Origin of the sequence: Acidovorax kalamii, from assembly GCF_002245625.1 — a bacterium.
GTDB lineage: Bacteria > Pseudomonadota > Gammaproteobacteria > Burkholderiales > Burkholderiaceae_C > Acidovorax > Acidovorax kalamii.
This window is the reverse complement of sequence record NZ_NOIG01000008.1, coordinates 335,004-348,427: the sequence shown is the minus strand read 5'-3', so window position 1 is coordinate 348,427 and position 13,424 is coordinate 335,004. Positions and strand designations below refer to the sequence as shown.

General features: G+C 67.9%; 14 protein-coding genes. 5 read left to right on the top strand and 9 right to left on the bottom strand.

Annotated features, from left to right (window positions below; translation table 11 throughout):
• Positions 1 to 3 precede the first annotated feature (3 nt).
• Together CBY09_RS12970 and CBY09_RS12965 are read right to left on the bottom strand one after the other, a co-directional pair.
• Positions 4 to 762 (bottom strand): YdcF family protein, encoded by a 759-nt coding sequence (locus CBY09_RS12970; protein ID WP_094290216.1) that lies wholly within the window; start codon positions 760 to 762, stop codon positions 4 to 6.
• A 75-nt stretch (positions 763 to 837) separates the two neighbouring features.
• Positions 838 to 1,626 (bottom strand): alpha/beta fold hydrolase, encoded by a 789-nt coding sequence (locus CBY09_RS12965; RefSeq protein ID WP_094290014.1) that lies wholly within the window; start codon positions 1,624 to 1,626, stop codon positions 838 to 840.
• 104 nt (positions 1,627 to 1,730) lie between these two features.
• On the opposite strand from CBY09_RS12965, the gene CBY09_RS12960 reads away from it, so the two are divergent.
• Both CBY09_RS12960 and CBY09_RS12955 read left to right on the top strand, forming a co-directional pair.
• The gene (locus CBY09_RS12960; protein ID WP_094290215.1) at positions 1,731 to 2,252 is read left to right on the top strand and encodes a flavin reductase family protein; all 522 of its coding nucleotides are present in this window, start codon (positions 1,731 to 1,733) and stop codon (positions 2,250 to 2,252) included.
• The gene (locus CBY09_RS12955) at positions 2,249 to 2,839 is read left to right on the top strand and encodes an MOSC domain-containing protein (RefSeq protein ID WP_094290013.1); all 591 of its coding nucleotides are present in this window, start codon (positions 2,249 to 2,251) and stop codon (positions 2,837 to 2,839) included. Before CBY09_RS12960 ends, CBY09_RS12955 begins: the two co-directional genes overlap by 4 nt.
• Before the next feature lie 19 nt (positions 2,840 to 2,858).
• Here CBY09_RS12955 and CBY09_RS12950 read toward each other — a convergent pair whose 3' ends face one another.
• The 4 genes from CBY09_RS12950 to minC are packed head-to-tail and all read right to left on the bottom strand — an operon-like array spanning position 2,859 to position 5,207.
• Positions 2,859 to 3,251 carry a VOC family protein gene (locus tag CBY09_RS12950; RefSeq protein WP_094290012.1) on the bottom strand — a complete coding sequence of 131 codons (393 nt, stop codon included), beginning with the start codon at positions 3,249 to 3,251 and terminating at the stop codon, positions 2,859 to 2,861.
• 37 nt (positions 3,252 to 3,288) lie between these two features.
• Positions 3,289 to 3,555, bottom strand: a complete 267-nt coding sequence (minE, locus tag CBY09_RS12945; RefSeq protein ID WP_056163087.1) for a cell division topological specificity factor MinE — start codon at positions 3,553 to 3,555, stop codon at positions 3,289 to 3,291.
• 3 nt (positions 3,556 to 3,558) lie between these two features.
• Positions 3,559 to 4,377 carry a septum site-determining protein MinD gene (gene minD / locus CBY09_RS12940; RefSeq protein WP_063462148.1) on the bottom strand — a complete coding sequence of 273 codons (819 nt, stop codon included), beginning with the start codon at positions 4,375 to 4,377 and terminating at the stop codon, positions 3,559 to 3,561.
• 53 nt (positions 4,378 to 4,430) lie between these two features.
• Entirely contained in the window at positions 4,431 to 5,207 is a 777-nt protein-coding gene (gene minC, locus CBY09_RS12935; protein WP_094290011.1) for a septum site-determining protein MinC, read from the bottom strand.
• Between the two features lie 170 nt (positions 5,208 to 5,377).
• On the opposite strand from minC, the gene CBY09_RS12930 reads away from it, so the two are divergent.
• Positions 5,378 to 6,301, top strand: coding sequence for a DMT family transporter (locus CBY09_RS12930; protein ID WP_094290010.1), 924 nt, complete (start codon positions 5,378 to 5,380; stop codon positions 6,299 to 6,301).
• 65 nt (positions 6,302 to 6,366) lie between these two features.
• Here CBY09_RS12930 and pssA read toward each other — a convergent pair whose 3' ends face one another.
• Both pssA and CBY09_RS12920 read right to left on the bottom strand, forming a co-directional pair.
• Complete coding sequence (gene pssA / locus CBY09_RS12925) at positions 6,367 to 6,993, bottom strand: CDP-diacylglycerol--serine O-phosphatidyltransferase (protein WP_094290009.1); 627 nt, start codon at positions 6,991 to 6,993, stop codon at positions 6,367 to 6,369.
• Positions 6,990 to 7,952 carry a LysR family transcriptional regulator gene (locus tag CBY09_RS12920; RefSeq protein WP_094290214.1) on the bottom strand — a complete coding sequence of 321 codons (963 nt, stop codon included), beginning with the start codon at positions 7,950 to 7,952 and terminating at the stop codon, positions 6,990 to 6,992. Before CBY09_RS12920 ends, pssA begins: the two co-directional genes overlap by 4 nt.
• A gap of 116 nt (positions 7,953 to 8,068) precedes the next feature.
• Here CBY09_RS12920 and CBY09_RS12915 point away from each other — a divergent pair, with 116 nt between their 5' ends.
• Both CBY09_RS12915 and CBY09_RS12910 read left to right on the top strand, forming a co-directional pair.
• On the top strand, positions 8,069 to 10,036 hold the full coding sequence (locus CBY09_RS12915) for an acyl-CoA synthetase (protein WP_094290008.1): 1,968 nt from the start codon (positions 8,069 to 8,071) through the stop codon (positions 10,034 to 10,036).
• A gap of 90 nt (positions 10,037 to 10,126) precedes the next feature.
• A complete protein-coding gene (locus tag CBY09_RS12910; protein ID WP_094290007.1) occupies positions 10,127 to 11,122 on the top strand; it encodes a Bug family tripartite tricarboxylate transporter substrate binding protein in 996 nt (331 codons plus the stop codon).
• A 208-nt stretch (positions 11,123 to 11,330) separates the two neighbouring features.
• Here CBY09_RS12910 and CBY09_RS12905 read toward each other — a convergent pair whose 3' ends face one another.
• Positions 11,331 to 13,406 (bottom strand): acetoacetate--CoA ligase, encoded by a 2,076-nt coding sequence (locus CBY09_RS12905; protein WP_094290213.1) that lies wholly within the window; start codon positions 13,404 to 13,406, stop codon positions 11,331 to 11,333.
• Positions 13,407 to 13,424 lie beyond the last annotated feature (18 nt).

The following is a 13,424-nucleotide window of genomic DNA, read 5'->3' as shown; positions in this document are numbered from 1 at the left end:
GCGTCAGCGATCGAGCGACCAGTGCTGGGCCAGGATGCCCAGCCATTCATGCAGCGCCAGGCTGCTGTCGGCCAGCGCGGACGCCCGGGGCAGCAGCCGGTACAGCTTGCGCGCCTGACCGCCCTTGAAGCCCATGGGAGCTGGCAGCACCTGCAGCCCGGCGCGCTCAAAGTCGCGCGTTGCGCGCACCATATGCCAGGCATGGGTCACCAGCGCAATGCGCTCGATACCCGCCGCCTTGAGCTGCACGGCCGATTTTTCGGCGTTGCTGCGGGTGTCGAGCGATTCCACCTCGGTCCAGCGCACCCGGCCCTTGAACTCGCGCTCCACCACGTCCTTCATCACGAGCGCCTCGGCGCGCATGCCACCCGTCGAGCCCCCCGTGGCCAGGATGGGCAGCCCCGTCTGCTGCTGCAGGTACACGGCGTAGCGCACCCGCTCGCGGGCGCCCCGGCTGAGCACGTCCACCCCGTACTCGGGGGCCACGGTGTCGGCCCCGCCGCCCAGCACCACAATGGCCTGGACCTGCGCCTGGGGCAACTGTTTGGGCGCCACGGCGGGGTGGCGCTCCAGGCTGCGCACCAGCGCATCGGCCACGGGCGGCCACGACAGCGCCAGCACAGACAACAGCGACAGCACCACCACGGCCGTGCCCGTGCGGCGGTGGTAGCGCGCGAGCCACAGGCCCACAAACGCGAGCAGGATGCTGAACACCGGCGGCATCAGCAGTGCGGACAGGATTTTCTTGAGGGCAAACAGCATAGGGGTCACATCCGAGGCGGCGATCATGCCAGCACGCAGCGGCCGGTCCCTGCCCGGGCGGCAGCCACCCGCTGGTCAGTGCAGCCAGCGGCGCCGGGCCAGAAAGTCCAGCAGCGCAGCGTCAAACCCCTCGGGGTCCTCCAGCTGCGGCCAGTGCCCGACATGGGGCAGCCGCAGCGTTGCCGCATCGGGCAGCACCTGGGCCAGGGCTTCCAGGGCCACCGGCGGCGTGCAGCGGTCCAGGTCGCCACCGACCAGCAGGGCGGGCATGGTCAGCTGCGCCAGGGCGGCGGCGCCCCGGTCGAACGTGGGCAGGGCCGCCAGCGCACGCCGATAGGCCCCCGGGTAGACCTGGGCCAGCGCATGGCTGGCCAGCCGCACGCCTTCGGGCAATGCGCCGGTACCGATGAACTGGGGCACCAGCGTCTGCGCCAGCTGCTCCATGCTGCCACCTGCGTCCAGCGCCTCCAGGGCACGCAGGCGGGGCGCCACCCAGTCCTCCACCGCCTGTGCATCCAGCGCAGGCCCACCCGCGCACAGCACCAGGCGGCGCACCTTGGACGGGTCGCGAACAGCGGCCTCCAGCGCCACCATGGCGCCCATGCCGTGGCCCACCAACGCCACGGGGCCGCCCTGCAGCGCGTCGATCAAGGCCAGGCAGCTCTGCGCCAGCGCCTTGAAGGTGTAGGGCTCCACGGGGGCGCTGCGGCCATAGCCGGGCATGTCCCAGGCTACGGCACGGTAACCGGCGGTGGCCAGGGTCTCGACCTGGGGGGCGAAAGTGAGGTGGTCGCCGTCGGCGTCGTGCAGCATGAGCACGGTGGGGCCCGAGCCCAGGGTGGTGAAGGTAGGAAGGACGGCCATGCAGTGGAACCAGTAAACCCCGCAACAGCGCGGTGGTGGGAGCCGCCTGATAATAGTTGCTCCCTTCCATTGCCCCATTGCTGCCCCTGCGGGCGCCGCCCTTCGTGAACCCCTCGCACCCCCGCCCCGCCCTTGCCCTGCCCCCGAGCTTTTCCACGCGCGAGTTCCGCAATGCGCTGGGCATGTTTGCCACGGGCGTGACCATCGTCACCGCCCGCAACGCGGCGGGTGAGCTGGTGGGGCTCACGGCCAGCTCGTTCAATTCGGTGTCGCTGGAGCCCCCGCTGGTGCTGTGGAGCCTGTCGCACGGCGCCAGCTCCATGCCCGCCTTTGCCGATGGCTCACACTACGCCATCCATGTGCTGGCCGCAGACCAACGAACGCTGGCCGAGCGGTTTGCCACACGCGGCATCGACCGCTGGGCCGGGCTGGAGCACCGCCCCGGCATCAGCGGCGCCCCGTTGCTGGCCGGTGCCGCCGCCACCTTCGAGTGCTTCAACCGCAGCCAGTACAAGGAGGGCGACCACACCATCTTCGTGGGCGAGGTGGAGCGCTGCGAGCACCGCGCAGGCGCATCGCCGCTGCTGTACCACGGCGGCAAGTTCTACACCGAGCACCCGCTGTGACCACCGCCCCCGTGGTGGTGCGCCACGTGAATATCGGCACAGCCCGGCGCCTGAAGATGGGCGAGCGCTCCATCCTCAGCGCCATCGGCAAAGCGCCCGCCACCGGCCCCGTGGCCGTGGGCCCGCTGGGCCTGGCAGGCGACGAGCAGGCCGACCTGAGCGTGCACGGCGGCCTGTCCAAGGCGGTGTACGCCTACCCTGCCGCGCACTACGCGTTCTGGCAGACCCAGCGCCGCGAGCGTGGGGTGAGTCTGTTTGACGAGGCACTGCCGCCGGGTTTCGTGGGCGAGAACCTCACCATCGACGGCCCGCTGGAGCACGATGTGTTTGTGGGCGACGAGTGGCATTTCCCCGATTGCGTGCTGCGCGTGACGGCCCCACGCGAGCCCTGTTTCAAGTTCACAACCATCATGGGCTTTGTCCAGGCAGGCCGCGCCATGGCGGTGGCAGGCTGCTGTGGCTACTACTTGGCGGTGGAGCGGCCCGGCACCATCGCCGCCGGACAGACCGCCACGGTGGTACCCGGGCAGCGCGGGCTGAGCATCGCCCAGGCGTTTGCGGGCAAGTTCGCCAAACACGCGCGCTGACAACAGCGGTTCCGCAGGCTCAGGCGTCGCTGTGACAGCAGACGCAGAGCTTGTTGCCCTCCGGGTCGCGAAAGTACGCCCCGTAATAGTTCGCGTGGTACTCGGGCCGCAGGCCGGGCGGGCCTTCGCAGCGGCCGCCATGCTGCAGGGCCAGCGCGTGCACGGCGTCCACCGTGGCACGGTCAGCAGCCAGCAGCGCGTTCATGGCGCCGTTGCCCGGCGCGGCGGGCTGACCGTCAAAGGGCCGGCCGACAAGGAACAGTGGGCGGGCCACCCCGGGGGTCTGCCACCCGGCCCAGGGGCGATCGGACTCGGCAAAACGCAGCACCAGCCCGAGGCGCTCCAGCACGGGGCTGTAGAACGCCATCGCCCGGTCAAAGTCGTTCACGCCGATGAACACATGAGACAGCATGGCAGGGCCTTTCGCACGGCACTTGACGCGCAGCGCTTCAACGTACCGTATCCGGCAGCTCGATCTTGACTTCGAGCACTTCCAGATTGTCCTGGCGCTCCAGGTGCACCTTGAGGTCTTCGGGGTTGATCTTCACGTACTTCGAGATCACAGCCACCAGTTCGCGCTGCAGCGCGGGCAGGTAGTCGGGCTCGGAGGCATTGCGACCGTTGCGTTCGTGTGCCAGGATGATCTGCAGGCGCTCCTTGGCCACACTGGCCGTCTTTTTCTTTTCGCCGAGCAGGAAGGAGAGGAAAGAAGCCATGGCTTATTTGCTCCCGAACAGGCGTTTGAAGAAACCGGGCTTTTCCGCCTCGATGAAGCGCAGCGGCTTGTCGGTGGCGCCCAGAAAGCGGTCGATCACATCCTTGTAGGCCTCGCTCACATCGCTGCCTTGCGAATGGATCGCGGGCGTGCCCTGGTTGGACGACTGCAGCACCACTTCCGATTCCGGGATCACGCCGATCAGCTTGATGCGCAGGATGTCCTGGATGTCCTCCAGGCTCAGCATCTGGCCGTCTTCCACGCGGCTGGGGTTGTAGCGTGTGATGAGCAGGTGTTCCTTGATGGGCTCGCCGCCTTCGATGGCGCGTTTGGTCTTGCTGCCCAGCATGCCCAGGATGCGGTCGGAGTCGCGCACGCTGGACACCTCGGGGTTGGTCACCAGCAGCGCCTCGTCGGCAAAGTGCATGGCCATGAGCGCGCCGCTTTCGATGCCAGCGGGGGAGTCACACACGATGTACTCAAAACCCATCTCGGCCAGGTCCTTGAGGATCTTCTCCACGCCGTCTTGCGTCAGCGCATCCTTGTCGCGCGTCTGGCTGGCGGCCAGCACGAACAGGTTGTCGCACTGCTTGTCCTTGATGAGGGCCTGGTTCAGGTTGGCCTCGCCCTGGATCACATTGATCAGGTCATACACCACGCGGCGTTCGCAGCCCATGATGAGGTCCAGGTTGCGCAGGCCGACGTCAAAGTCGATCACGGCAGTCTTGTGGCCGCGCAGGGCGAGGCCGGAGGCGAAGCTGGCGCTGGTGGTGGTCTTGCCCACGCCACCCTTACCGGAGGTCACGACGACGATTTTGGCCATGTGTTGCTGATTCTCTGTGGGGTTGATACGAATGAAGAGGGGTTCCGTCTGTGTCAGGCCAGCGGCTCGATGAGGAGCTTCTCGCCCTCCAGCCGCACCTGGGCGGGTTTGCCACGCACGTCGGCGGGCAGTTCGGTCTCGGTGGTGCGGTAGATGCCTGCGATGGAAACCAGTTGCGGCTCCAGGCAGGTCGAAAAAATACGGGCTTCGGTGTTGCCCCGCGCACCGGCAATCGCGCGGCCACGCAGCGGGGCATAGACATGGATGTTGCCGTCGGCAATCACCTCGGCGCCAAAACTCACCACGGCCATCACCACCAGGTCAGCGCCGCGCGCATACACCTGCTGGCCGGAGCGCAGGGGCTTGTCCACCACCACCGTGCCGGGGCCGGGCATGGGCACCTGCACCGGGACTTCACGCACCACTTCCACCTCGACCTCGCGGATCACCTCGCGCACCACCTCCTGCACCGGCGCGGGTGCCTCGGCGCGAACGGGGGGCGCGTCGGGCGCTGCGGCCAGGCCTGCAGTGCGTGCCGCCTCCATCTGGGCGGGGCTGCCGCCACGCACGGCCACGGGCAGGGTGCTGTGACGGCGCAGCTCGGCCACGATGGCGACAAAATCGATGGGCGCTTCGGCCTCGCGCACGGGGGCCAGGTCGATCAGCACCGGGTCGTTGTCGAAAAAGCCCGGGGCATCGGCCACGCGCTCGGCCAGATCGGCCGCAAACTGCGCGGCGTCGGTGGTCTTGAGCAACACGGCCACCACGGGCAGCGAGGCGCTCTTGAGGTCAAAGCTGGTGCGGGCCTGGGCCGCCGTCGTAAGGGCCATGAATGGAGGGCGTGGAAAGGGGTGCGGGAAGCTGTTTCAGAAGGCGCAAAGTGTACCGTGGGCCCGTGTAAGCGCCTGTTCCGGCGCTATGGGTGCGCAAAAGCAGGGTTGCAACCGGCCGCGCCACACAGGCGACCACTCGGGCGCAGCACCCCTTTGATAATCCCCCGATGCCTTCCGCCCGCAAAACCCACCTCGACGCCCTCGCCATCTCCCTGCTGCTCGCCTGCTGCATGTTCTGGGGCTTCCAGCAGGTGCTGGTCAAGGCCACGGTGGCCGAGGTGGCTCCGGTGTTCCAGGCCTTTGTGCGCTTTGCGCTGGCCACGGTGGCGGTGGCTGTGTGGTGCCTGTGGCGTGGCGTGCGGCTGTCGGCCGCGGCAGAGCCCGCCGGGGCCGCACGCGCCGGGCTGCTGGCCGGTGCGCTGTTTGCAGGCGAGTTCGTGTGCATCTACCTGGGCTTGCAGTACACCAGTGCGTCGCGGCTAACGGTGTTCTTGTATGCCTCGCCCTTCTGGGTGGCACTGCTGCTGCCGCGTTTCATCCCCGGCGAGCGGTTGCAAGGCTGGCAGTGGCTGGGCCTGGCCGCCGCGTTTGTGGGCGTGGGGCTGGCGCTGGGGGACGGGTTGCTGGGCCCTGCCAATGCCGCCCTGCCCCAGGCCTGGCTGGGCGATCTGCTCGGGCTGGCAGCCGGGCTGATGTGGGCGCTGACCACGGTGGTCATCCGCACCACGCCGCTGGCGCGTGTGGCCCCCGCCAAGCAACTTTTCTATCAAGTGGCGGTGAGCACTGCGGTGCTGCCGGTGCTTTCGCTGGGGCTAGGTGAGGCCTGGGTCTGGCAGTTCAGCGCGTTTGCCTGGGGCTCGCTGCTGGCGCAGGCACTGGTGGGGGCGTTTGTGAGCTACCTGGCCTGGATGTGGATGCTGGCGCACTACCCGGCCACCAAGATTTCGGTGTTTGTGTTTCTCACCCCCGTGTTCGCCCTGCTGTTTGGCGCCTGGTGGCTGGGTGAGCCGGTCACGCCCGGGCTGGTGGTGGCCCTGGTGCTGGTGGCGGCGGGCATTGTGCTGGTCAACCGGAGGTCAACTGCACCGTGAAGTACAAAGAAAAAAGGCCGTCTGCGCGCAACCGTATTAAATTTTAGCTACTAATTTTATAGCAATCAAAACTTCGGAATCTTGATTCGGCTGATCATCAACGACCCCGACACCGCGAACACCAGCACCAGCGGGTGCAGCGTGAAGCCGCCGATCAGCACCTTGCCAAACCACAGGTGCTCGCGCACCGCGCCCATGGATCCCGCCAGCGCCATCAGGCCCACCAGCACGATGGAGGTGGGGATGGGCGTGCCCTCGAAATACTTCACCTTGCCCGTGCCTTCGGACAGCGTTTCGGCGGTGACGTTGTAGCGCGCCAGGCGCGAGACGCCGCAGGCCACGAAGTAGGCCAGCACGATGCGGTCGTACAGGCCCTGCATGCCGCAGCCGTAGGCGATGATGGCCGGGGCGACGCCGAAGGAGATCACGTCGGCCAGCGAGTCCAGTTCGCGGCCCATGGCAGAGCTTTTCTGGCGCCAGCGGGCGATGCGGCCGTCGAGCACGTCGAACACCAGCGCGGCCAGCACCAGGGCGCAGGCGAAGTAGATGTGCACGATGTCGCCGGTCTCCAGGTACGACATCACCGAGAACAGGGCCCCCACGCCGCAAAACGCGTTGCCCAGCGTGAACCAGTCCGCCAGGTGGAATTCACGGATCATCGAAAAACGTTTGGGGGGGTTGGGTGTGTTCATGAAAGGGGCGCTGGGGTGCGCGCAGTGGACATCAGCGGCATTATGGGCGCGCCGCCGGGGTGGGCCGTGCGGCCCTCGCCCACCTTGGCCAGGATGAAATCGATCAGCGTGCGCACCGAGCTGGTCTGGTAGCGGTTGGGCATGTAGAGCAAGAACATCTGCGTACCGAAAACGCTCAGGCGGTAGTCGTCGAGCGCGGTCACCAGCTGGCCCCGGTCCACCAGGTCCTGCACCACGTAGTCGGGCATCAGGCCCACGCCCAGGCCCGCCAGCACGGCGTCGCGCAGGAACAGCATGTTCTCGGACAGCAGCGTGGGCCGGGGCAGCACTTCCTCGCGCTGGCCGTTGCGGTAGGCGGCCACGCGCAGCTCGCGGCCGATGAACCCTGCGGAGATGAGGGGCACCGCCCCCAGGTCGCTGAGCTGCCGGGGCAGGCCCTGCACCTGGGCATAGTCGCTGGAGGCGCAGACCACATAGCGCACGGCCCCCAGCGGGCGGGCCACCAGCGCGGGCGGGGGCTCGGTCATGATGCGGATGGCGATATCCACGTCCTCGCGCACCAGGTCGCTCACGCGGTTCTCGAACATCACCTCCAGCAGGATGCCGGGGTACAGGCGCTTGAACTCGATCAGCCACCCGGCCATGACCACCTGGCCATAGCCCACGGGCATGCTCAGCCCCACGCGGCCCTGCAGGCTCTTGCCCAGGGTGGCAATGGTCTCCTGCGCGGCCAGTATCTCGTTGACGATGCTGCGGCCATGGTCGTACAGGCGCAGCCCCACCTCGGTGGGCTCCACACGCCGCGTGGTGCGGCGCACCAGCTGCACGCCCACCGACTTTTCGAGCTGGGCGAGGTGGTAGCTCACGTTGGCGCGGCTCATCTTGAGCTTGCGTGCCGCCAGGCTGAGATTGCCTGCGTCCAGGATCTCCACCAGCAGGGTCAGGGCCGAGAGGTCCAGGCGGTCGGCAGCCGACGGTTTGTCAAAATTTTTCATACAGAGTGTCAATGCTTCATGGGATTGTCAAGAAATCCTGTCGCCACAACAATGGCTGTTCTGCTCCCCCTGATGCGTCCATGGCCACGACCCCTGCTCAGCAACTGCTTCCCCGTCTCCACCCCCCGTTCACCCGGTCCGCCCCCATCCGCAGCCTGCAGGACGTGCAGCAGCTCGAAGCCCGGCCCCTGGCCGAGGCACTGCCGGTGCAGAGCACCTACGAAATTTTTTTGAACGCGGCAGCGGCGTTTGGCGACAAGACGGCACTCACCTTTCTGCCCACGGCCGACCCTGCCGCCGAACCCATCCGCTGGTCGTATGCGCAGCTGCTCACCGGCATCCACCAGACGGCCAACCTGCTGCACCACATGGGCGTGGGGCCGCAGGATGCCGTGGCCGTGCTGCTGCCCGGCTGCCTGGAATACCACCTGGCCCTGTGGGGTGGCGAGGCGGCGGGCATCGTGCAGCCGCTCAACCCCATGCTCACCGACGAGAAAATCGCGGCCATGATGACCCTGGCGGGTGCCAGGGTGCTGATTGCCTATGGCGGCGAAGGTGATGTGGGCTACTGGAGCAAGGCGCTGCGCCTGCGCGCCCTGGTGCCCACACTCACCACCGTGCTGCGTGTGGCCCCGCACACGGAAGCCCCCGGAGTGGCGGGCCCGCTGCCTGCCGGTGTGGTGGATCTGGCCGAACGCCACCAGCACCCTGGCGACCACCTGGTGAGCGGCCGCCGCATTGCATCCACCGACATTGCTGCGTACTTCCACACCGGTGGCACCACCGGCGCGCCCAAGCTCGCGCGCCACAGCCACGGCGCGCAGGTGTTCACCGCCTGGGGCAGCGTGCAGATGCAGGGCATCACGCCGCAGGACGTGGGCATCAACGGCTACCCGCTGTTCCATGTGGCGGGCGTGTTGCCGGGCTCGCTGGCGGCACTGTCGGCGGGGGTGGAGACCATCATCCCCACCACCGGCCTGTTCCGCAACCGCGAGGTGATTGCCAACTACTGGCGGCTGGTGGAGCGCTACCGCTGCACCTACCTGTCTGCCGTGCCCACGGTGCTGGCTGCGCTGGCCAATGTGCCGCTGAACGGCGCCGACATTTCCACGCTGCGCTACTGCCGCACGGGCGCGGCCATCCTGGCGCCCGAGCTGGCGGCGCGGTTTGAGCGGCTGTTTGGACTGCACATCCACGAAAGCCTGGGCATGACGGAGATGGCGGGCATCTCCACCATCACCCCGCCCGGCGTCAACGCGCCCGCAGGCTGCGTGGGCTGGCGGCTGCCGTACACCCAGCTGCGTGTGGTGGCGCTGGATGCGCAGGGCAATGCGTCGGACCAGGACCTGCCACCCGGCCAGCCGGGCATGGTGCTGTTCCAGTCGCCCAACCTGTTCTCGGGTTTTCTGGACGCGGCTGACACGGCCAGGGCGTTCACGCCCGACGGCTGGCTGGCCACGGGCGACCTGGGCTTTGTGGACGACCAGGGCCGCCTGCACCTGAGCGGCCGCTCCAAGGACCTCATCATCCGCAGCGGTCATAACATCGACCCCAAGGTGATCGAAGACGCGCTGGGCGCCCACCCCGCCGTGCAGCTTGCTGCCGCCGTGGGTGCGCCCGACGCCTATGCGGGCGAGCTGCCCGTGGTCTACGCCACGCTGGTGCCCGGTGCACAGGCCGTGACCGAGGCCGAACTGCTGACCTTCACCGCCGAACGTGTGGACGAGGCCGTGGCCCGCCCGCGCTGGGTGCAGGTGCTGGAGACCATGCCCGTGACCAACGTGGGCAAGATCTACAAGCCCGAGCTGCGCCAGCGCGCCGCCTGCCACACGGTGCAGGCGCTGGTGGATGGCGTGTGTGCCGCCGAAGCCGCAGGCCAGCCCCGCCCCCAGGTGCAGCCCGAAGGCGACAACGCGGTGCGCGTGACCGTCCCCCCCGGTGCGCAGGCAGACGCACTGGCCGCCCGCCTGCGCGAGGTGCTTGCGCCTCTGCCCCTGACCGTGCGCATCACCACCGCCCCCGCCGCAGGGAGCCCCCAGACCGCATAAGCCCATGGCGTGACAGCCAGGCACCGGCCCGCCACCATGCATGCGGAGCCCGCTGAGTAAATTTTGATAACCATGACAGGAGACAAACCGATGCCCTTCCACCCCCTGATGTCCCGCCGCACCTGGCTCGGCGCCGCTGCACTGGCCGCTGCCTTCACCGGCACGTCGGCCTTTGCGCAGGCCTACCCCAACAAGCCCATCAAGATCGTGGTGCCCTTTGCCGCAGGTGGCGCCACCGATGTGCTGGCGCGGGTGCTGGCAGAAAAGATGGCCGTGGGCCTGGGCCAGCCCATGGTCATCGACAACAAGCCCGGCGCGGCCGGCATCATCGGCACCGACGCGGTGGCCAAGGCCGCGCCCGACGGCTACACCCTGCTGCTGGGCCTGAGCAACTCCATGCTCACCAACCAGTTCCTCTACACCAAGCTGCCCTACAGCCCCGAGAAGGACATTGCGCCCATCTACCAGATCGCGATTGCGCCGCTGGTGCTGGTGGCCCACCCCAGCGTGCCCGTATCCACCGGCCCCGAGCTGCTGAAGTACGTGGCCGCGAACAAGGGCAAGGTGGCCTATGGCTCGTACGGCACGGGCGCCTACCCGCACCTGGCCGGGGCGTACATGAGCCTCACGCAGAATGCCGACATGAGCCACGTGGCCTACCGGGGTGAGGCGCCCATGGTGCAGGACCTGCTGGGCGGCCAGATCCAGATCGCGTTTGCCAGCGCGCTGCAGGCCAAGCCCCACATCGAGGCGGGCAAGCTCAAGGCCATTGGCGTGAGCGGCGAGCGCCGCATGGGCACGCTGCCCAACGTGCCCAGCCTGGCCGAACAGGGCCTGAACGACGAGGCCTACCGCGTGGCGGGCTGGCTGGCGTTTGGCGCGCCCGCAGGCACACCGCCCGCCATCCTGGAGCGCATTGCCGACGAGGTGCGCAAGGCCACGCAGCTGCCCGATGTGGCCCAGCGCATTGCGGCCATGGGGTTCGATGTGCAGAGCAGCTCGCCCGCGCTCTTCGCCGCAGCGATTGCCAAGGAGCGGCCGGTGTGGGAGCGCTTGATCAAGGCGTCGGGGGCGAAGCTGGATTGACGGACGGTTGACAGACCGAGGGGCGGGGCAGCCGTCTACCGCCCCGCTCGGTCATGGCGCTCCTGAATACTCCCTCTCCCCTCGCGGGAGAGGAAGCCACACCGATGCGCCGCTGGTGCCCGAGTGGCTGGGGCCTGATTCAAAAGCGTGGCCATGCAAAAATTCAAGCAGAAATGGCCGTTACCGCGCGTCCAGCATGCCTGAATAGCTATGCATTTTGTAGCTTTTCAGCCCGCTGCGCCGCAAACGCCACATACCAGTCCAGACACCCCGGGTTGGCCATCGCGTCCTTGTTCACCACCTTTTCGATGGGCTGGCCCAGCAGCAGCTTCTTGATGGGCAGCTCCTGCTTCTTGCCGCTCAGCGTGCGCGGCACCTCGGCCACGGCAAAGATGTCGTCGGGCACAAAGCGTGGGCTCAAGGCCGTGCGCACGGCGCCGTTGATGCGGGCGCGCAGGGCATCGTCCAGCGCGTAGCCCGGGCGCAGCACCACAAACAGCGGCATGTAGCTTTCACGGCCCAGGTACTCCAGGTCCACCACCAGGCTGTCGAGCACTTCGGGCAGCGCCTCCACCGCGCTGTAGATCTCGCTCGTGCCCATGCGCAGGCCGTGGCGGTTGATGGTGGCGTCGCTGCGGCCGTAGATGACGCAGCCGCCATTGGCGCCGATCTTGAGCCAGTCGCCATGGCGCCAGACCGCACCCATCGCGGCGGGGCCGTCGCCACCGCCGGGCTGGCGGCCGTGGCCTGCGGGGTACATGTCGAAGTAGCTCGACAGGTAGCGGCTGCCATCCTTGTCGCCCCACAGAAACAAAGGCATCGACGGAATCGGCTGCGCGCAGACCAGCTCACCCACCGCGTCCTGCACGGGGCGGCCTTCCGCATCCCACGACTCCACTGCAGCGCCCAGCATGCGGCATTGCATCTCGCCGGGCACCTGCGGCATCTCTCGGTTGCCGCCGATGAATGCGCCGCAGAAGTCGGTGCCGCCCGAGATGTTGTTCCACCAGATATCGTGCGTACCAATGGCCTCGAACTGCCCCGTGCCCCATTCCTGCACCTCGGGCGACAGCGGCGAGCCCGTGGTGCCCAGCGCGCGGATGCGCGTCAAGTCGCCATAGTCCGCGAGCGTGATGCCCGCCTTCATGCAGTTGGCAAAAAACGCCGCGCCCGCGCCGAAGAAGGTCACCCCCGTCTCGGCCGCAAAGCGCCACAGCACGCCCCAGTCGGGGTTCTCCTTGCTGCCGCCGGGGTTGCCGTCGTAGATCACGCAGGTGGTGCCCGAGAGCAGGCCGCTGAGCTGCGCGTTCCACATCACCCAGCCGGTGGAGCTGTACCAGTGGTAGCGCTCGCCAAAGCTGTTGGGCTCGTAGCTGCAGCCGATGTCGTTGTGCAGCACCTTGAGTTGCAACGCCACCAGCACCGTGCCGCCGTGGCCGTGCACGATGGGTTTGGGCAGGCCGGTGGTGCCGCTGGAGTAGACGATCCACAGCGGGTGGTCAAACGGCAGCCACATGGGCTCGAACGCCGTGGTTTCAGCGTCATTTCGGGCCGTTGCGCCCGTCCAGCTTGCCCAACCAGCTATCGAAACAGAAGCATCCAGATTGCCCAGCAGCACCGCGTGCTGCACGCTGGGCAATGCCGCTCGCAGCTCGGCCAGCACAGCGGTTCGGTCGTGGTCGCGCCCCCCGTAGCTCACGCCGTCCACGCCAATCAGCACCTTGGGTGCGATCTGGCGGAAACGGTCGAGCACCGCATGCGTGCCCATGTCGGGTGCGCAGATGCTCCACACCCCGCCGATGCTGACCGTGGCCAGGAAGGCGACCATGGCCTCGGGCACGTTGGGCAGGTAGGCGGCCACGCGGTCGCCGGGTTCAAGCCCCTGCGCCTTGAGGTGCAGCGCCAGGGACGCGACCTGGCGGCGCAGCGCGGGCCAGGTCAGCTCGCGGTGGTTGCCCTTTTCATTGCGGCTGATGATGGCCGGCAGGCCCGCAGCGTGCGCCGCATCCACATGCCGCAGCGCCTGGCGCGCGTAGTTGACCTGGGCACCCGGGAACCACTGTGCACCGGGCATGGTGTTCTTGCCCAGAACGGCGGTGTGGGGCGTGGGCGACTCGATCCGGAAGTAGTCCCACACGCTTTGCCAGAACGCATCCAGCTCGGTGGTAGACCAGCGCCACAGCGCGTCGTAGCTGTCGAACTGCAGGCCGTGCTGGTCGCGCAGCCAGTTCTGGTACAGGCGGATCTGGGGGATGTAGGGCGGGGTTGTGTGTATTGTCTCCATGGCGACGCAGCGTACCAG

Coding starts and splice junctions, on each gene's coding strand:
- pssA (WP_094290009.1), bottom strand. CDS start 6,993: ATGAACACACCCAACCCCCCCAAACGTTTTTCGATGATCCGTGAATTC.
- CBY09_RS12970 (WP_094290216.1), bottom strand. CDS start 762: ATGCTGTTTGCCCTCAAGAAAATCCTGTCCGCACTGCTGATGCCGCCG.
- minC (WP_094290011.1), bottom strand. CDS start 5,207: ATGGCCCTTACGACGGCGGCCCAGGCCCGCACCAGCTTTGACCTCAAG.
- CBY09_RS12950 (WP_094290012.1), bottom strand. CDS start 3,251: ATGCTGTCTCATGTGTTCATCGGCGTGAACGACTTTGACCGGGCGATG.
- CBY09_RS12905 (WP_094290213.1), bottom strand. CDS start 13,406: ATGGAGACAATACACACAACCCCGCCCTACATCCCCCAGATCCGCCTG.
- CBY09_RS12965 (WP_094290014.1), bottom strand. CDS start 1,626: ATGGCCGTCCTTCCTACCTTCACCACCCTGGGCTCGGGCCCCACCGTG.
- CBY09_RS12910 (WP_094290007.1), top strand. CDS start 10,127: ATGCCCTTCCACCCCCTGATGTCCCGCCGCACCTGGCTCGGCGCCGCT.
- minE (WP_056163087.1), bottom strand. CDS start 3,555: ATGGCTTCTTTCCTCTCCTTCCTGCTCGGCGAAAAGAAAAAGACGGCC.
- CBY09_RS12930 (WP_094290010.1), top strand. CDS start 5,378: ATGCCTTCCGCCCGCAAAACCCACCTCGACGCCCTCGCCATCTCCCTG.
- CBY09_RS12915 (WP_094290008.1), top strand. CDS start 8,069: ATGGCCACGACCCCTGCTCAGCAACTGCTTCCCCGTCTCCACCCCCCG.
- minD (WP_063462148.1), bottom strand. CDS start 4,377: ATGGCCAAAATCGTCGTCGTGACCTCCGGTAAGGGTGGCGTGGGCAAG.